General features: G+C 68.6%; 19 protein-coding genes. 11 read left to right on the top strand and 8 right to left on the bottom strand.

The window, feature by feature from the left end; translation table 11 throughout:
- Positions 1–42: 42 nt before the first annotated feature.
- On the bottom strand, positions 43–1,635 hold the full coding sequence (locus AB1046_RS23370) for a peptide chain release factor 3 (RefSeq protein WP_369371665.1): 1,593 nt from the start codon (positions 1,633–1,635) through the stop codon (positions 43–45).
- Positions 1,636–1,838: 203 nt separating this feature from the next.
- Positions 1,839–2,096: a pentapeptide repeat-containing protein gene (locus tag AB1046_RS23365; protein ID WP_369371664.1), complete on the bottom strand. Its 258-nt coding sequence runs from the start codon at positions 2,094–2,096 to the stop codon at positions 1,839–1,841.
- A gap of 46 nt (positions 2,097–2,142) precedes the next feature.
- Between AB1046_RS23365 and erm the strand changes: the two genes are divergently transcribed.
- The 4 genes from erm to AB1046_RS23345 all read left to right on the top strand — a co-directional run bounded on the left by erm (position 2,143) and on the right by AB1046_RS23345 (position 4,462).
- The gene (erm, locus tag AB1046_RS23360; RefSeq protein ID WP_369375831.1) at positions 2,143–2,892 is read left to right on the top strand and encodes a 23S ribosomal RNA methyltransferase Erm; all 750 of its coding nucleotides are present in this window, start codon (positions 2,143–2,145) and stop codon (positions 2,890–2,892) included.
- A gap of 103 nt (positions 2,893–2,995) precedes the next feature.
- Positions 2,996–3,595: a hypothetical protein gene (locus AB1046_RS23355; RefSeq protein ID WP_369371663.1), complete on the top strand. Its 600-nt coding sequence runs from the start codon at positions 2,996–2,998 to the stop codon at positions 3,593–3,595.
- A 31-nt stretch (positions 3,596–3,626) separates the two neighbouring features.
- Positions 3,627–4,025: a DUF4345 domain-containing protein gene (locus tag AB1046_RS23350; protein WP_369371662.1), complete on the top strand. Its 399-nt coding sequence runs from the start codon at positions 3,627–3,629 to the stop codon at positions 4,023–4,025.
- Between the two features lie 8 nt (positions 4,026–4,033).
- Complete coding sequence (locus AB1046_RS23345) at positions 4,034–4,462, top strand: N-acetyltransferase family protein (RefSeq protein WP_369371661.1); 429 nt, start codon at positions 4,034–4,036, stop codon at positions 4,460–4,462.
- Between the two features lie 21 nt (positions 4,463–4,483).
- Here the strand turns inward: AB1046_RS23345 and AB1046_RS23340 are convergent, their stop codons facing one another.
- The gene (locus AB1046_RS23340) at positions 4,484–4,825 is read right to left on the bottom strand and encodes a nuclear transport factor 2 family protein (RefSeq protein WP_369371660.1); all 342 of its coding nucleotides are present in this window, start codon (positions 4,823–4,825) and stop codon (positions 4,484–4,486) included.
- A gap of 21 nt (positions 4,826–4,846) precedes the next feature.
- Between AB1046_RS23340 and AB1046_RS23335 the strand changes: the two genes are divergently transcribed.
- The 3 genes from AB1046_RS23335 (at position 4,847) to AB1046_RS23325 (ending at position 9,930) form a co-directional block, all read left to right on the top strand.
- On the top strand, positions 4,847–4,996 hold the full coding sequence (locus tag AB1046_RS23335; protein ID WP_369371659.1) for a hypothetical protein: 150 nt from the start codon (positions 4,847–4,849) through the stop codon (positions 4,994–4,996).
- Between the two features lie 373 nt (positions 4,997–5,369).
- Entirely contained in the window at positions 5,370–9,191 is a 3,822-nt protein-coding gene (locus AB1046_RS23330; protein ID WP_369371658.1) for a hypothetical protein, read from the top strand.
- Positions 9,192–9,462: 271 nt separating this feature from the next.
- The gene (locus tag AB1046_RS23325) at positions 9,463–9,930 is read left to right on the top strand and encodes an acyl carrier protein (RefSeq protein WP_369371657.1); all 468 of its coding nucleotides are present in this window, start codon (positions 9,463–9,465) and stop codon (positions 9,928–9,930) included.
- On the opposite strand, the gene AB1046_RS23320 is transcribed toward AB1046_RS23325, so the two are convergent.
- The 4 genes from AB1046_RS23320 to AB1046_RS23305 all read right to left on the bottom strand — a co-directional run bounded on the left by AB1046_RS23320 (position 9,828) and on the right by AB1046_RS23305 (position 14,030).
- Positions 9,828–11,315 (bottom strand): hypothetical protein, encoded by a 1,488-nt coding sequence (locus AB1046_RS23320; RefSeq protein ID WP_369371656.1) that lies wholly within the window; start codon positions 11,313–11,315, stop codon positions 9,828–9,830. The two genes, AB1046_RS23325 and AB1046_RS23320, sit on opposite strands and share 103 nt — an antisense overlap.
- Positions 11,316–11,332: 17 nt before the next feature.
- A complete protein-coding gene (locus AB1046_RS23315; RefSeq protein WP_369371655.1) occupies positions 11,333–12,751 on the bottom strand; it encodes an MFS transporter in 1,419 nt (472 codons plus the stop codon).
- A 92-nt stretch (positions 12,752–12,843) separates the two neighbouring features.
- Positions 12,844–13,554 (bottom strand): NAD(P)H-dependent oxidoreductase, encoded by a 711-nt coding sequence (locus AB1046_RS23310; RefSeq protein WP_369371654.1) that lies wholly within the window; start codon positions 13,552–13,554, stop codon positions 12,844–12,846.
- A gap of 119 nt (positions 13,555–13,673) precedes the next feature.
- Entirely contained in the window at positions 13,674–14,030 is a 357-nt protein-coding gene (locus AB1046_RS23305) for an ArsR/SmtB family transcription factor (protein WP_369371653.1), read from the bottom strand.
- A gap of 499 nt (positions 14,031–14,529) precedes the next feature.
- On the opposite strand from AB1046_RS23305, the gene cysK reads away from it, so the two are divergent.
- Both cysK and epsC read left to right on the top strand, forming a co-directional pair.
- Complete coding sequence (cysK, locus tag AB1046_RS23300) at positions 14,530–15,465, top strand: cysteine synthase A (RefSeq protein ID WP_369371652.1); 936 nt, start codon at positions 14,530–14,532, stop codon at positions 15,463–15,465.
- Positions 15,465–16,061, top strand: a complete 597-nt coding sequence (gene epsC / locus AB1046_RS23295; protein ID WP_369371651.1) for a serine O-acetyltransferase EpsC — start codon at positions 15,465–15,467, stop codon at positions 16,059–16,061. The genes cysK and epsC overlap by 1 nt, the downstream gene beginning before the upstream one ends.
- A 21-nt stretch (positions 16,062–16,082) precedes the next feature.
- On the opposite strand, the gene AB1046_RS23290 is transcribed toward epsC, so the two are convergent.
- On the bottom strand, positions 16,083–16,481 hold the full coding sequence (locus AB1046_RS23290) for an MmcQ/YjbR family DNA-binding protein (protein ID WP_369371650.1): 399 nt from the start codon (positions 16,479–16,481) through the stop codon (positions 16,083–16,085).
- Positions 16,482–16,676: 195 nt separating this feature from the next.
- On the opposite strand from AB1046_RS23290, the gene AB1046_RS23285 reads away from it, so the two are divergent.
- Positions 16,677–16,964 carry a CopG family transcriptional regulator gene (locus AB1046_RS23285; protein ID WP_369371649.1) on the top strand — a complete coding sequence of 96 codons (288 nt, stop codon included), beginning with the start codon at positions 16,677–16,679 and terminating at the stop codon, positions 16,962–16,964.
- On the top strand, positions 16,961–17,383 hold the full coding sequence (locus tag AB1046_RS23280; protein ID WP_369371648.1) for a type II toxin-antitoxin system VapC family toxin: 423 nt from the start codon (positions 16,961–16,963) through the stop codon (positions 17,381–17,383). The genes AB1046_RS23285 and AB1046_RS23280 overlap by 4 nt, the downstream gene beginning before the upstream one ends.
- Positions 17,384–17,474 lie beyond the last annotated feature (91 nt).

The raw sequence follows: 17,474 nt of genomic DNA, 5'->3' as shown, positions 1-17,474 counted from the left end.
AAACTTAGGGCTCAAAGAGAAGGATCCCCGGGCGAGGCGTCCCTAGACGCCGCTTGCCACCAGCGGGATCAGCGGGACGTCCGGGTGGGCTCGCTCGAAGGCCCGGGCGTGCCAGACGTCGCGCAGCAGCACGAGCGGGGTGCCGTCACCGCGCCGTACGACCTCCACGCCGGGGTACGCGGCGATCGTGTCGATGTCGGACGGCGCCGCTTCGCGGGCGAGCGACAGCCCGAGGGTCTCCATGCGGATCGGCGCGGAGAACTCGTGCTCCATGCGGAACGTCGCGACCTCGAACTGGAGCGGGCCCACGGCCGCGAGGATCGGGTTTCCGTCGCCACGCGCCTCGGACACGAGGACCTGGACCACACCCTCCTGCTCCAGCTGGTTGATGCCCTTGCGGAACTGCTTGGAGCGACCCGGGTCGGCCACCCGGGCGGCGGCGAAGTGCTCGGGCGCGAACACCGGCATCGGCGGGAATCGCACGTGCCGGCCCGAGGTGTCGTACACGGTGTCGCCGACGGCGAGCGTGCTGGCGTTGACCAGACCGACGACATCGCCGGGGTAGGCGTCCTCGACCGTCGAGCGTTCGCGGCCGAAGACCGACAGGGCGTACTTGGTGGCAAACGGCCGCCCGGTCCGCTCGTGCGTGACGACCATGCCCCGCTCGAACCGGCCAGAGCACACGCGGATGAACGCGACGTGGTCGCGGTGGTTCGGGTCCATGCCGGCCTGCATCTTGAACACGAACCCGCTGAACGGCTGGCCGACGTCGCGGCTCGCGCCGTCGACGTCCTCCCGCGCGCCTGGAGCGGGAGCGAGGTCGACGACGGCGTCCAGCAGCTGGCGGACGCCGATGTTGGCCAGCGCCGCGCCGAACAGCATCGGCGTCGTCGTGCCGGCGAGGAAGGACTCGCGGTCGACGGCGTCGAGGAGCTGCACGCTCTCGACCGCCTCGGTGTGGTCGTCGCCCAGGGCGTCGGCCGCGGCCTGCGGGGTGAGCACGCTCTCCTCGGCGATCGACGCGCCGCCCGGGGCCCGGCGGTAGGTGCGGACCTCGCCGCTGGCGCGGTCCAGCAGCCCGAGGAACCGGCCGGCCTCGCCGATCGGCCAGCTGAGCGGCGTCGGGCGCAGGTTGATGCGCTCCTCCAGCTCGTCGCACAGCTCCAGTGCCTCGCGCCCGGGGCGGTCCCACTTGTTGACGAACGTGATGACCGGCACCCCGCGGCGGCGGCACACCTCGAACAGCTTGAGGGTCTGCGGCTCCAGGCCCTTCGCGGAGTCGAGCAGCATGACTGCGGCGTCGACGGCGGTCAGCACCCGGTACGTGTCCTCGGAGAAGTCGGCGTGCCCGGGGGTGTCCAGGAGGTTGATCACCACGTCGCCGTAGGCGAACTGCAGCGCCGCCGACGTGATCGAGATGCCGCGCTTCTGCTCCATCTCGAGCCAGTCCGAGACGACGCCGGCGCGGTTGCCCTTGCCGTGCACCGCCCCGGCCTCGTCGATCGCGTGGGCGTGCAACGCGAGCGCTTCGGTCAGGGTCGACTTACCGGCGTCGGGGTGGGAGATGACGGCGATGCTGCGTCGCCGCGCCGCCTGGACCTCAACCGGACGGGCGTCTGAAGCAAGGATCGTCACCGAGACTCACCGATCTGTTCGTGCTGCAACAACGCCATCCCCATCTCGCAAGTCACCGTTCGGAACAGCCTGTCACTCTACCCGCCCGCCTCGGAGACCCGCCCCGGAGAAAAACCCTTCGCGCGGTCCGGACGGTGGCTCGTAGGGTCACCCGTGATGAATGCCATGACCATGAACCCGATGATCAGAGAGCGTTCCGCCCGCTAGCGGCGCGGAACGCACACCCACACCCAGCGCGTGCCCCGCGCCGCCGGCTTCCGCCGGGCGGCGCTTTTGTGCTGCCCGGAACTCAAGTACCGACGACTTCCGGAGCACACCATGTCGCGCAACCGTTCATCCCGCACGCCTTCCAGCACTGCCCCTTCCAGCACCGCCCCTTCCAGCACCGCCCCTTCCAGCACCGCCCCTTCCAGCACCGCCCCTTCCAGCACCGCCCCTTCCAGCACCGCCCCTTCCAGCACTGCGCCGGCCGACGGCGTCCATGCTTACCCCGGCGGCGCCCACGAGCTGGGCCAGAACCTCCTGGTCGACCAACAGGTCATCAACCGCGTGATCGACCTCGTGCCCGACGCCGATCGCCCCCTGGTCGAGTGGGCCGCCGGGCGCGGCGCGCTGACGCTGCCCCTGGCCCGGCTGGGTCGTCCGGTCGAGGCCGTCGAGATCGACCCACGTTCGGTGGGCCGGCTCGGCCGGGTCACCCCGGGCAACGTCACGGTGACGCGGGACGACATCCTGCGCCACGCGCCGCCGTCGGGCACCTATGACCTGGTGTGCAACGTGCCGTTCCACCTGACCACCCCCGTGCTGCGGCGGCTGTTCACGCTGCCCGGCTGGCAGCGGGCGGTGCTGATCACCCAGTGGGAGGTCGCGCGCAAGCGCGCCGCCGTCGGCGGCACCACGCTCCTGACCGCGCAGTGGTGGCCGTGGTTCACGCCGCACCTGGACCGGCGCGTCCCGGCCGCGGCCTTCCGGCCCCGGCCGAGCATCGACGCCGGGCTCCTGGTGATCGACCGCCGCCTCGAACCGCTGCTGCCGGTGACCCGACAGCGCGACTACCAGCGGTTCGCCGCCGCCGTGTTCAACGGGCCGGGCCGGGGTGTGCACGAGATCCTGGCGCGGCAGGGGATCGCCCGGGGCGACGTCCGGCGCTGGGCGCGCGAGCACGGCGTCGGGCCGGGTGCGCTGCCCCGTGACCTGGACGCGCGGGCGTGGGTCGAGGCGTACAGGATGTCCGCCCGTCCGCGCGGTTCGAGATGAAGCCCGTTCGAGACGCGACAGATCCAGATGAGACACAGGTTCGGATGAGACCCGTCACGTGATCGTCATGCCTCCGGCAGATCCGTAGGGTCCAATGTTCCCCATGACACAGAGCGCACCTGCCCGCCCCCGCCGTCGCTGGATAGTTGTCACCGCCTCGGTGGTGGGCGGGCTGGTTGTGCTCGGCGTCGTCGCCGAGTTTGCGCTGCGGGGTGTGATCGACGACCGGCTCGAGACGACGGCGGCAAGCCTGCCCGCCGGCGTCACGATGACGCGGGACAGCACACCAGCGCTCTGGCAGGTTGCGACCGGGCAGGCCGCCGTGCGGCTCGACGTCTCGTCCGAGGCACTCACGGAGACCGCGCGCTCCGCCGCCGACCTGCCGGGCCTCCAGGTCGCCTCCGGGGCCGACGGCCTGGTCGCGCAGGTGCCGCTCTCGCTCGCCGGCCAGGAGCAGACGGTGGACGTGCTGCTCTCTGTGACCGCCGAGGACGGAAAAGCGATGCTGCGCGCCGACACGGTCCAGTTCGCGGGGCTGTCGCTCCCGGTCGCGACGGTGGCCGAGCAGCTCGGCAACGACCAGCTCGACCGCCTCGTGGACGGCGTGGCCTACCCGGAGGAAGAGAACGGGGTTGTGATCTCCTCGGCCCAGACGACGGGCGACGGGCTCGAGCTCGGGGCCGAGGTCCCGATGTGGGGCTGAGGCCGCGGGCGTCCGTGCCAGACTGCCCCGCATGGGACGCAAGACGCTGATCGTGGTCGTAGCCGTGCTCGGCACGGTGCCCGTGCTAAGCGGGCTCCTCGGGATCATCGGCGGACCGGGCGCGCTGCCCGACGGCGAGGCGGTGAACGCCACCGTCGACGGCGAGTACCGGTTCCTCAACGTGTTCTGGCTCGCCGCGGGCCTGCTCATCTGGTGGAGCCTGCGCAAGCCCGAGCAGCGTGCCGACGTGACCCGGGTGCTCCTCGCGATCGCCTCGCTCGGCGCGATCCCCCGGCTCATCTCCGTCGCGGTCACGGGCTGGCCGCACCCGGCGTTCATCGGGGCGCTGGTGCTGGAGCTGTTCGTGGTGCCCCTGGTGATCTGGTGGCACCTACGGACGTTCCCGAGGTGCGCCGAACTGCCGACCTAGGCTGAACCGTGCAGATTCGACACGCGGTCCTTGACGACGCTCACGCCATCGCCCCGCTGCTCGGCGAGCTCGGGTATCCGACGTCGGCGGAGCTGGTCGCCGCCCGGCTCGAGCGCCTCGCCGGCAGTGCGAACGACCCGGCGTGGGTCGCTGTTGATCCGGAAACCGAGGCTCTCCTCGGCTTCGCCGCCGGGCATCTCTTCTGGCCCTATGAGCTGGACACACCACTGGTCGAGCTGACAGCACTTGTTGTGGCCGAGCAGCACCGTGGCACCGGATCCGGCCGCGCGCTCGTGGCGGCCTTCGAGAAGTGGGCTGCAGCAGCAGGCGCCGCCCGCGTCACCGTTGCGTCGTCGTTCCACCGCACGGGCGCACACGCCTTCTACGAGAGGCTCGGCTACGGGCAGCGCTCGAAGAAGTTCGAGAAGATCCTCTGAACGAGCCGCCCAGCGCAGCTATCAGCTGAGGACGAGGCTCGCGACCTTGTCGTCGCGCACCTTGAACTTGAACGGACCCGTTCCGTTGAAGCGGTTGCTGGTCACCTTGATGGTGGCGGTGTACTCCCCCGGGCCGCTCCCGGGCTCCACGGAGATGAAGTCGAAGTGGCTCCTCATCCCGATGTTGTCGGTCTGATTCCAGCTCCGGACGCCGCCCGGGCCGTGGAACTCCCGCCCCCAGTCGTTCAGGTAGGCGTCGTCGGTGAACACCGCGACGAATCGTTCGGTGTCCCCCGCGTTGGTCGCGTCGATGAACTCCTGGATCGCGGCGGGAGCCGCTGCGAGCGGGTCGGTGTCAGCCATGCTCACGACAATAGGCACGTCGTGGCGCGCCAGCCAGGGCTCGTCGATCCCTCCATGCGGTCCGGGCTGCACCGCCGTCCGGGAGCACTGCCATGCGAGCTCGGCCTGGCCATCGTGCTCGACTTCCTCGGGGAGTTCCAGCTGCGCCGTCGGGACCTGGACGCGGCGTAACCGCACCGGGTGACTTTTGTGCGGTAGCCGCACAATTTCCTTGACCGGCCGGTCCCCACCTGCGAGTTTGTCTCTGTCCGCTTTGTGCCTACGACGAGAGTGAGAGACCGATCATGTCTGTCGGACTGTCTCCACAGCCTTCGGCGAAGTTCCCGCAAACCGGATTGGCACAAGCCATCGGCCTCTGTCGTCAGGCCCTGCTGACGCCGCCCATGTGACGGCCAGGGCAGCCGCCCCCTCCCGCTGCGGCAAACCCATCTGAGACATCCGCGCGCCCACTATGTGGCGCGCAATTCTGTGACGCTCCACCCCGTCGTCGGCGACGTCGGGTCCCTAGGCATCCCAAAATAATTGGTTAGGAGCGTAAACCATCATGTTCTATGGAACATGGGCAGCGTCCCCCACCTCCGAGCGCGACATTCCCGCGCGCCTCGACTCCGCTGCCGCAACATCGGCCGCACTCGCCATCCCGCTCGGCTTCGACCTCTGGGCGGACGAGACGCCCGACTCCATCAGCGAGTACCTCGCTCAGGGACAGCAGGCCCGACTGGTCGGCTTCTTCCCAGGACTCGGCAGCCGGGCCGCCTACCGCGATCTCGGTCGGTTCCTCCTGGACTCCGGGATCGACGAGGTCACATCGATCTACCACGACGCAGCGCGCGCCCTGGGCTTCCCCGAGGCGCCACACCGCCTCCTGGCCGCGGCCGAAGACCTTCCCCACGACCGGCTGGAGCGCCAGGGGCACATCGGCGCCGTCGTGCTGACGCACAGCCTGGCGCTCGAGGCGTACCTACGCACGACGGCGCGACGGCGCGGGACGGACCTTGCGTTCCGCGCGTACACCGGTGAGAGCTTCGGCATCCTGACCGCTGCCGTAGCCAGCGGCAGCCTGTCGGTCGCCGACGGCGTGCGAATCGCCTACGCGTTCACGCCGCTGTCCCTCATCGCGGCGGACGGAACACAGGGCGGCAGCCCCTACGTCCAGAAGCTCGCCGGTTATCTTCCGGCCTCGCTCGCCGGCAGGCCCGTCGTGCCTGAGCCGTACCACGTGGTCGGGCTGCGCAGCAGGCCGGACCAGCTCGCGGCAGCGATCGAGGCACTCGGCAGCAAGTTCCCCGTGGGGGACGTCGAGGTGCACAAGCGCTACACCGCAACGCAGACGAACGTCTATGTCCGCGGCACCGTCCGGAACGACTTCGACGCCGTGCTCGCGCAGGTCGACGACGTCAAGATCCTTGATCTCAAGGAGCCGACGACGTTCCTGGCACACTCCGCGCGCATGGGAGTCGTGCGGTCCGGTCTGGACCGCTTCATGCACGACAACGGGATAGTGGTGGGCACACCGCGGATCCCCGTCATCGCGAACCACCGCGACGGCGTGCTGACGACCGCGGACGAGATGCGCGAGGGAATCCTCGCCATGACCGACCGCGTCATGGACTCGCACGCGACCGCCGAGACGCTCGACAGTTTGCACGCGGACGCGGCAGTCGAGCTCGGCCCCGGGGGCAAGTCCGTCCGGCTGCTCGGTGACGGCAACGTGAGCACCCCGGCGGTCGGCTACACCGGAACGCCCGCCGACACCGACGCGCTGCTCCACGCGATCAACAGCGTGGGCGGCCTCAAGCGGGAGCTCGAGCTGCTCAGGCCGACCGGCGACCACCTGGACGGGCGGCACCTGGAGATGCTGCGCGGACTGTTCCGCTCCATGGCCGCCAGCCCCTTCAGCGAGGCGTACACCGGACGAGCGGTCGGCCGGATCGTCACCCGGGAGCTGCTGCGGCCCGAGCAGGAGGGGTCGTCGGCGTACTACCGCCTGCTGGAGGCCTTTCAGCACACGTGGACCCACCGTGCCCGGATAGACCTGGGGGCCGGCGACCTGGTGCTGCGAGCTCGCCAGAAGAAGTACACCGATGATCACCGGAAGCTCGGGCAGAGCTTCGTCGAGCTGCGGATCGTCGGGCCCGACGGGACGCTCCGCACCGAGCGGCACGACGGCGCCGGCAGCCCGGAGACCCTTGTGGTGCGTCTCGGCAGGTGGGGAGGGGCCGAGCCCGACCAGTTGGTGCGTCAGATGGACCTCGCCGTCCGCGAACCGCTGGTCCGGATGACCCGCGAGCACACCCGAGCGAACGCCCCCGCGGCTCTCGCCGGCTCGCGTGCGATCGACGAGATCAGCTACCAGGTCGCCCTCTACCACCTGCTGCGGCTGTACCGCCCCAGCGTGACCGCGCAACGCGACACCTACCTCCGGGCCGACGACCCGGTCGGCTGGCTCTCCGCCCTCGCCGTGGCCGGAGCCACCGACCCGGGCGCCGTCGTCGAGCTGTGCGACCTCCAGCTGAACGGTGTCGCAGACGTTCAGGCCACCGAGCAAGCGCTCGATCGCCTCGCCGACACGATGCGCGACGCCGAGACCCCGGTCATCTCCCCCGACGGAGTGCCGCTCTACGCGAGACGAGACCTGATCGCCGCGACCCGGACGGTGCTGCTCGACCAGGTGCCGGCGACGTCGGCCCCCCACCTCGCCGGCCACGCGTGGACCGTCGAGCTCGGCCCGACGGCGGCCACACCGCCGGCTGCCGCCACTCCTCTGGCAGCCGCCGCACCCCCGGCCGACGACGCGAACGACCGCACCGTGACCCTGGGATCGCACCTCGACGTGACCACGCGCGGCATCAACGGGGCACTCGACTGGTTGGAGGACACCTCGGCACTCGACCTGACCATCGAGAAGAAGGCGGTCCTGCGGCACGCCCAGGGCCGCCGTGTCCTGACCACTACCGTCAACACGTACATCAACCCCGATGAGCGCGTCGTCGGGTTCGGCGCGGGCGGCAGCGAGTCGATGACGGTGTTCCTCCTCAAGGACGGCAGCACACGCACCGTGGTGCGCAAGATCCTCAGCGAAGCCCTCGTCACGGCGGCCTGGAGCATCGACGGCACCGGGGTGATGCTTCCGCCGTTCGCCAAGGCCAAGCAGCAGGCCGAGTACCTGCGCCACCTGCCCGAACCGGTGAACCGGTATTTTCCTGAGGTCTTCGACGTCATCGAACGCGAGATACCCGCCGTGCACCCCGGCACCGACCAGCCCGGGACCCACCAAGAGGTCATCTACGAGATGAGCTTCATCCCGGGTGACGAGGTGAGCCGCTACATCGAGCGCTACTCGCCGCCGCCACCCGTCGTTGCGAAGATGTACGAGGAGATCTACCGCGTGATCGAGCGCGACATCCACTCGGTCAACCGCATCCCCGCCCCCGGCAGCACGATCGACGAGTCCTACCTCACGAAGATCGAGGACCGGCTCGCCCTCAGCCGGCGCACCGCGCCGCATACGTTCGGTGCGCACCTGCTCGAACCCGAGTGGATCAGGGTCAACGGCAACCGGTACCGCAACGTCAGGAACCTGCTGCGCTGGTTCCGTGAGCACCCGGAGCACCACAGGTTCCTGGAGCCGCGGTTCCACTCGCTCGTCATGGGCGACACCAACACCGAGAACATCAAGATCAGCCACACCGGCCCCCTGCACATGGCCCACAAGCTGATCGAGCAGGGTGTGCCCCGGCGGGAGATCGACGCGGCACTCGCGGCGATCACTCCCGACACCCTCGGGATCAAGTTCCTCGACCCCCGCGCCATCGGCTATCGCAGCACCGGTCGGGAGACCATCGACGACCCGATGTACGACAACAAGCCGTGGCACAACTCGATCGGTCATTACGACGAGATGCACTTCGAGCACTTCCAGCTCGACGTGCGCACGTCGCCGGACGCCGAGCCGGCAATTCGGGTCGATTTCGAGGACGGCAACCCGTTCCAGCGCGCCTACCGGGTCCGTGACGTCGTCGAACGTGGCGGAGCCGTGGACCCGGATCATCCGAAGGGCATGGAGGACTACTTTGCCCGGGTCATGACAAGGGCACTCGGCCTCGACGACCCCGACTCCACCTACCTCGCGCAGGACCCGTACTGGCTCGTGCGGTTCGTGTTCATGATGGGCACCCACTTCACCGCCATGCCGCCCTTCCACTTCCAGGCCGAGCTGGACGGCACTCTCACGGACTCCTACCAGGTCCAGCGCCGTCCCGTCGCGATCTACGGCGAGGGCATCAAGTGGCTCAACTGGTCCGTCGAGATGTTGGAGGGCAAGCGGACCTCGTTCCTCGGTCTGCCCGTTCCCAGGCTCCACTGAACCAGTTCCACTGAACCACCCGCCTGCACCGCGCAGGCCGTGCTACCCGGCGCTCCCCGCCGTCGTCGTCGAGCTGGACCGACGACGACGGCGGCGGACCCGGCTCGCCGACATTCCGCAATCCGCCCCTGCTTAGGTTGATCGCTTCTGGCAGGTTCGTTAGCCTACGAACTGTGGGTTTACCTGTGTGTAACACAGCGAAGTGTTCACTACGCGGGAGAATGCTCGGGACGAGCCCATCCATCCGACCGTGAGCGCGAAGGGGCGACGCATGGCGACTCTCGACGACACCACGAAGATCCTGGTCAAGAACCTCATCGGAGACATCCTCGAGCTCAGCCCGGCCAGCCTCAGCACCACGAGCAACCTCGTCGAGGACCACGGTGCCGACCCGCTAGCCATGGCCCGGATCATCACGGCCCTGGAAAAGACGCTCCGGATCACCATCGACTACGGCGACATCCAGCGGCTGGTCACGCTCCAAGGCACATACGACATCGTTGTCGAAGCGCGGGCAAGGATGGGCGAACCCCAAAGCGCGGCAGACACCGGTGATGAGCCGATGCCTGCCGCGCCTCCACAGGAACAACCACGCCGGCGGTCACCGCCGGCGGAACAAGATGCCGTCTCCGCGGATCACACCCTCGTCGTGACAGCGCCGTGGCCGAGCTCTGGCCAGACGAACGACTTGAACAGCTCGGTCTCGCCCACGTCGGCTCCCCGCATCCGCAGGGCATAGCTGACCAGCGAGTGATCGATCATGGAGACTCGATCACCCTCCACCTCGGCACCCGGCGACAGGTTGTCGATGACCCACGTGATCGCCGAGCGGCCCTCGTAGCGGTCCCTCGGCGTGAAGATCAGCTCGGGCGCGCCGATCTCGCCGAGGATGTTGAGCACATAGCTGACGGGGAAAGGGCGGTTGATCCGGTCGGTGGCCTTGTGGTCGAGGTCGGGGAACGAATCGACCATCCGCTCCAGGGCCGCGTCCGGAATCAGATCCATCCGACCGACCATCATCGACAGCTCGATGATGTAGGGGTAGGCGTTACCCCTCGGTGAGTAGTTCTCCCCGGGATCGACGATGTCCAGCACTGCCACGATGTCCCGCATGTAGGCGTCCAGGTCCGGGATCTCGTCCGCCAGACGCCCCAGGTTGTGCAGGGCGATGACGTAGTACTGAGCCATGTGGACTCGGATTTCCCACGGGATATGACTCATCAGGTCCTTGGCAACGGCCAGAGCGTCGATGGGGCGGGTCAGATACTCCGGCCGGCCGCACATCGCTACCGCGTTGAGCATCGTCAGCAGGGGATAGACCTTCTTCCACGGCGTCGTGATGACGTTGTCGAAGACCGGCCAGTTCCCCACCTCGTCGGCGCGAGTCAGGTATTCGAGCACCTCCGCCATGTAGTCGCGGTCGCCGTCGAAGATGTACTCCGTGTAGTCGAGCAGCGCGATCACGGACAGCAGCATCCCGCCCGCTCGCCCGCAGAAGTACGGAATCGGGATCGTGTCGAGCAGATCGAGCGCCTCCACGATGTGGTTTCGCTCGGCGGTGACCAGGCGGTCGCGCAGCCCCAGCTGTCCGACGGCGAGGAAGACCGCGCTGGACGCGGAAACCCGCTCGTACTCCCCGTGCCGCCCCTGGTTCTCGTCCGCGATCCCGTCCGCGGAGATCTCGTCGAGCATCCCGAGCACCTCAGCGGGAAAGTCGAGGTCGCCGTCGACGAGCCCCGTCAGCCCCAGCTTCGCGAAGGCGTCCATGAGGATGCTGCCGGCCATGGCCCGGTAGTAGGGATTCGGCACCGACCGGACGGAGTCCAGCAGCGGGCCTACGGCCGGCCCGATCCAGGACCGGTCGCTGCCCGGCTCGACGACCTTCAGCGTGAAGTCCGCCAGGTCCCGGGAGAACCGGGTGTAACCATCGGCCGGCGAAACCTTCGCCACCAGGTGCTCGAAGGTGTCCCGGATGTGCCCGGCCACCGTCGGGTCGTAGTCGATCGGGTACTGCCCCAGGCCGATGCCGCGAAGCATCCGGCTCCACGGGGTGGCGACCATCCGGGACTCGATCGACATGTCCCCGAGCCCCGAGATGGGAAGAGCGCGCGAAACAGAGTTCATGGGTTCAGTACTCCTCTTCAGGCTGTTTCTGCTCGCTGTGCGGGCAGGCTCAGGAAGATGGCGACCAGGGCAGCGGACACGATACATATCGCCGCGTTGATCCCGATCGCGACCTGGATTCCCGGCAGGAGCGACGTGGTGGCGAAGGCGGTGACGATGGCAGACATCACGGGGGTGCCCACAACGATGCCGACCTGCTGGCTCATAGTGATCAGGCCGGTCGCCAGGCCCTGCTGTTCGGCAGGGACACCGGTGGTGGATGCCACGGTGTAGCCGACGATCGCAACCAGGTTCGCCATTCCGCCGATGAACGTCACGATCAACAGCGGGATCACCCAGCCGTTGCTGTCCGAGACGAAGGCCAGGGGCAGCGTCGCGGCGCCCTGGACGACAAAGGCGATGACCATCGCGTTCTTGAGGCCGGCCTTGCCGATGACCCGCGGGGCGATGAGCCCGCCGAGGACGGTGCCGATGCCGAGCCAGGCGAAGATCAGGCCCGCGGTGACCGCGCCGAACCCGAGAGTCTCCTGCAGGTAGAGGGTGAGCGGGAACACGAGTGAGGTCTCGGTCGCGAACGCGAGCAGACCGGCGGCGTTGCCCCAGGCGATGTTCCGGCGCTTCAAGAGCGTGGGCGAGACAAGGGGCTCGGCAACGCGGGACTCGATCCACAGGAAGAAGGCGAACAGGACGGCCGCCGCGAAGATCGGTCCCCAGGCGAGCGGCGTGGTCCAGCCCTGCTCGCCAGCGGTGGTGATGCCGAAGACAAGGAGGACCAGCGCGATCGTCACCGTGATCGCCCCAGGAGCGTCAAGGCGGGGGCGACGTTCGGCCGGCCGGTCCTTCAGCACGATCGGAGCAACCACGAGGACGATGACGGCGATGATGACGTTGATGAAGAACGCCCAGCGCCAGGACACCGCACCGGTGAGCACTCCGCCGAGCGCGGCACCGGTGGTGAAGCCGGCGGCCATCAACGCACCGCTGAGCCCGAGCACCCGAGCGCGAGCCGGCCCTTCGGGGAACATCGTGGTGAGCAGCGAGAGCGCGGCGGGGGTGACCATCGCGGTGGCAAGGCCCTGCCCGACCCGGGAAGCCAGCAAGACCACCGGGTCGGTCGCGAGACCGGCGACAAGGGAGGAAACCCCGAGCAGCCCGATGCCGATCAGGAACATCCGCTTGCGGCCGAACAGGTCGGCGACACGGCCGAAGAACAGCGTGAAGCCTGCGGCGCACAACGCGAAGGCCGTCACGATCCACTGCAGGTTCGCGGTGGTGAAGCCGAGCTCGCTGCCGATGTGCGGCAGGGCGACACCCAGGATCGAGAAGTCCACGGCGAGCGTGAAGTTCGCCGTGAGCAGCACGACGACGGCGAGCCGCTGGCGGGCGGCGACCCGCTGTTCCGCAGCCGTGGGCTCGAGTAGATCATTGGCAGTCATGGTGTGGCTGTCCTTCCGATGCGGATTTCAGAACTCGCGTTCACGGCGGACGACGCCGGATGACCCGGCCGCCGTCCTTGAGAGGTGGGCTGTTAGTAATTTCCGGCGACTGTGCGAGATCGCGAGGTCGCTGCCAACGCGCGGTCGTCGATATCGCAGAAGGCGCGGCGCACGTCGACAAGTGCTGCTGCACGCTCGACGTCGTCCAGATGGGCCGGCCCGAAGGTGAGGACCGGTTCAAGGGCGTCGTAGCCGACGAACTCCAACATTCCGCGGTTGATGTGGAACAGGAAGTCGTTGGCGTCCCCGAATGCGCCGTCACGCGTAAAGGTCGCGGCCGGGCCCCCGGTGGTGGCCAGCAGCACAGCACGCCGCCCGGTCAGAGCTGCCTGGTCGAACGCCCCGAGGTCTCCGCCGCTCACGCCGCCCATGACAAATACCCTGTCGATCCAGCCCTTGAGGATCGCGGGCAGCGAGAACCACCACAGCGGGAACGACAGCACCAGCAGGTCCGCGCGGAACACCGCCTGCAGATCCGCCTCGACCTCCGAGGCGAGAAGGCCGCCCTTGACCGCGTTCCACTGCTCGCGCTGCGGCTTGAAGGGCCCGTCGAACGGCACGAACTCGCCCCGGTCCAGGACCGGTGCCCACTGCTTCGCATACAGGTCGATGAACTCGACGTCGTATCCCTGCTGCACCAGTGATTCACGCGCAGCATGCGCCTGGGCAGTGGAGAACGAGGCGGGCTCAGGATGGGCGTGGACCATGAGGGCCGACGCGCGGTGTTCAGGATCTCGACTCACGGGACGCAGCATATCTACAAAACGCGATCTGTCGATATGTTTTCAGAGGGCCGTCAGCCCGAGGTTTGCATCAGAACGCCCAGCGACTTGCGCACGCGACTGCGCGCAGGGTCACTCCGCTATGCGGCTACCGCCCGTACCGTCGCACCGAGATCCGCCACGGACTCCCCGACCTGGCGCAGCAGCACGTCGTTGCACCTGTAGTGCGTCCACTTGCCCACGCGGGTGGAGTGGACCAGGCCGGCACGTTCGAGAGTGACCATGTACGAGGAGATGGTCGACTGCGCAAGCCCGCTCTTGGCCTGGATATGACTGGCGCACACACCGAACTCATCCCGGTCGGCGATGGGGTCGTAGTCGGCGAACTCGGTCTCCGGGTCGCGCAGCCACTGCATGATCTGCAGGCGTACCGGGTTCGCGAGAGCCTTGAGCGCATCGAGCAGCTCATCAGCAGACAGCCCGTCCCTGTCCCGCATGGCACCTACCTCCCCGAATAACACGCGACTCACTGTATCCCAACGGCTGAGACGCCTCACGGCACTCGGCACGGCCGAACACATAGGCATGATCGATAGCTGAGACAGATCTTGTCTCACAGTCCTCGCCCGCGTAATCTGCTGCAGGCGAGCCGGTGGTTCGCCACGGAACACGCAGCCGTGCGGCCATCAGGCCGCCCACGCAGGGAGGACGTCTTGAGCACCGTGCGCTCCGCACTCCCCACCGAGTCAGTTCCGGTCGCCGCGCACCGGACGTGCGCAACCGGCTGCTGCCCCCGAGGCTGTCTGTAGAGCGTCGCGCTCACGCCCGACCACGCCGGTACCCCTCGCGGCGAAGGCGCCAACGCGATGCTCCGCCCAGCCGTCAGCCCCAGACGCTCCACGCCAGTCCCGAGGCGCGCACCCGCACGACCCGGGCCCGACGTCGGACAAGCACGACGCCAGCCAGCCACACCCGCCACACAGCGAAGGAAGAAAAATGGCCCGCATCTACGACGACGCGACCAAGCTCATCGGCAACACGCCGCTCGTCAGGCTCAACCGCCTGACCGAGGGCCTCGAGGCGACGGTTCTCGCCAAGCTCGAGTTCTACAACCCGGCCAACTCCGTGAAGGACCGCATCGGCGTGTCCATCATCGACGCCGCCGAGGCGTCGGGTGAGCTCAAGGAGGGTGGCACGATCGTCGAGGGCACCTCCGGCAACACGGGCATCGCCCTGGCGTGGGTGGGCGCGGCCCGCGGTTACAACGTGGTCCTGGCGATGCCGGAGACCATGTCCAAGGAGCGGCGTGCGCTGCTGCGCGCGTACGGCGCCGAGCTGGTGCTCACGCCGGGCGCTGACGGCATGAAGGGCGCCGTCGCCGCGGCCGAGAAGATCGCCCAGGAGCGCCCCGGCGCCATCCTGGCCCGCCAGTTCGCCAACGAGGCCAACCCGGCGATCCACCGCGCGACCACCGCCGAGGAGATCTGGGCGGACACCGACGGCGGCGTCGACATCCTGGTCTCCGGCATCGGCACGGGTGGCACCATCACCGGCGTCGGCCAGGTGCTCAAGGAGCGCAAGCCCGGCGTGCAGGTCATCGCCGTTGAGCCCGAGGAGTCGCCGATCCTGAACGGCGGCCAGCCCGGTCCGCACAAGATCCAGGGCATCGGCGCCAACTTCGTGCCGGAGATCCTCGACCGTGAGGTCTACGACGAGGTCATCGACGTCAACCTCGCCACGGCCATCGACGCCGCACGGCGTTCGGCGCGCGAGGAGGGCCTGCTGGTCGGCACCTCCTCGGGTGCCGCGCTGTCGGCCGCCCTCCAGGTCGCGAAGCGCCCGGAGAACGCCGGCAAGACGATCGTCGTGATCATCCCCGACTTCGGCGAGCGCTACCTGTCCACGCCGCTGTTCGAGGGCCTGGTCGACTGATGGCGAGCGCGCGCGGGCTGTTCCGGGTCCTCGGCGAGGATCTGGACGCCGCGCGCGCCCACGACCCGGCCGCACGGTCCCGCCTGGAGGTCGCGCTGGCCTACCCCGGCGTGCACGCCCTCTGGGCGCACCGTGCCGCACACCGCATGTGGCAGACGCCGTCCCTCCGCCTGCCCGCGCGGCTGCTCTCGCAGCTCGCGCGGGCGGCGACCGGGATCGAGATCCACCCGGGGGCCCGGCTGGGCAAGCGGCTGTTCATCGACCACGGCATGGGCGTGGTGATCGGCGAGACCGCCGTGGTGGGCGACGACGTGCTGCTCTACCACGGCGTCACGCTGGGCGGTCGCTCCCTCAACCGGGGCAAGCGCCACCCGACCCTGGGCGACCGGGTAACGGTGGGCGCGGGCGCGAAGGTGCTGGGCCCCGTGTGGGTCGGTGACGACGCGCAGATCGGCGCCAACGCCGTCGTCGTGAAGGACGTCCCCGCAGGGGGCGTTGCGGTGGGCATCCCGGCCCGAATCCGGGTGCCGAACGCACCCGTGGCGGAACGGCCACGCAACGAGGACCCGTCGGGGCTCATCGAGTACTCGATCTGAGCGGGGCCGGAGCCCGGCCGGTCAGGCGCCGCGCAGGCGGGCCGCGTGTTCCGCGGCCAGGGCCGACGGCGCCTGGGCCAGCCAGGCGTCGACCAGGCTCTCGCGCAGGTCGGCATCGTCGACGACATCGAGCCGGACCAGCACGGCGGAGAAACCGTCGAAGTGCGAGATGGTGAAGTACCCCGCGCGCCCCTCGGCCAGGACCGCCTCCTTCTCCCCCAGGTCCTCGACCATGACGGCGAGGATCGGCCCAACAGGGACGGGCTCGTCGCCGAAGCGCTTGATGTCGGCCTTGCTGAACGGGCGCTCCCACGCGAGCTTCTTGCCCGCGACGGACCAGGCGCGGTGCTCGCGGGTCAGCCCCTCGGCGGTCTCGGGCAGCGCGAGGGCGAGCCGGGCGACGTCGTCGTAGGTGGCCACATGTCCACGGTAGACCTCTCGGTTCGACGAGCGCATCGATCCCCACCTGACTAGAGTTTGGGTGTCTAGTCGTCCAGGCTGGATTTTGGAAGCGCGATCTATGAGGTGATAGTTGTGGCAATACTTGCCGAAGCGCACGATTTAGCGGAAGGCGCAATCTTCGGTTTCGGTAGGATCAGCGGTAGGATCGGCTCCATGGCCGAGAAGATGGGCAAGTACTCGATCACGATGCCGCGCAGTCTCGCCGAGGCCGCGCGCGAGGTCAGTGGTGACGCTGGCCTGTCCGCCTACATCGCGGGAGCGGTCGGCCGAGCCGTGCGCCACGATCGGCTCGGGATGTTCCTCGCGGAGTACGAGGAACTGCACGGCAAGATCAGCGAGGAGCGTATCGCCGCTGCCGAGGCGGCGATCATCCGCGCCGACGAAGAGCACGCCGAGCGGGTACACAACAGTGCGGCGCACCGTGCAGGAGGTGCGGCATGAAGCAGACGAAGAAGAAGCCGACCCTGCTACCCGGAACATTCGTACTGGACAGCGAAGGCCTGTCCAAGGCAGTGGCGCACGACGACGCAGTGATAGACCTGCTTGCCGTTGCCCACCGACACGACATCGATGTCGTCATCAGTTCCGCCACTCTCGTTGAGGCCGTGCACCCGAAGATCAACCGCAAGGCATTGGAGTGGCGCCTCTCGATGCTGTCGATCGACCCAGTAACCGAGCAGACCGCCCGGCTCGCGACCGAGCTCCTGGCCGACGCCGGAAAGCACGGGCACAGCCATGCGATCGACGCCATGGTGTGCGCGACGGCGGTTGCCTCGCCCAGGCCGGTTCGCATACTGACCTCCGACCCCGACGACATCATGGCTCTGGCCGGCGACCACGTCTCCGTCATCCCCGTCTGATCGCTCCCCCGCCGGATCGCCCGCACGTCAGACGTCGGACAACCGGTAGGGTGTGGGCAGTACCTGGGACGCGCCGTCCCAGGTAAGACGT

The organism is Promicromonospora sp. Populi (genome assembly GCF_041081105.1).
Lineage (GTDB): Bacteria > Actinomycetota > Actinomycetes > Actinomycetales > Cellulomonadaceae > Promicromonospora.
Note: the sequence above shows the minus strand (reverse complement) of the source record. Positions and strands in the feature narration are given on the sequence as shown.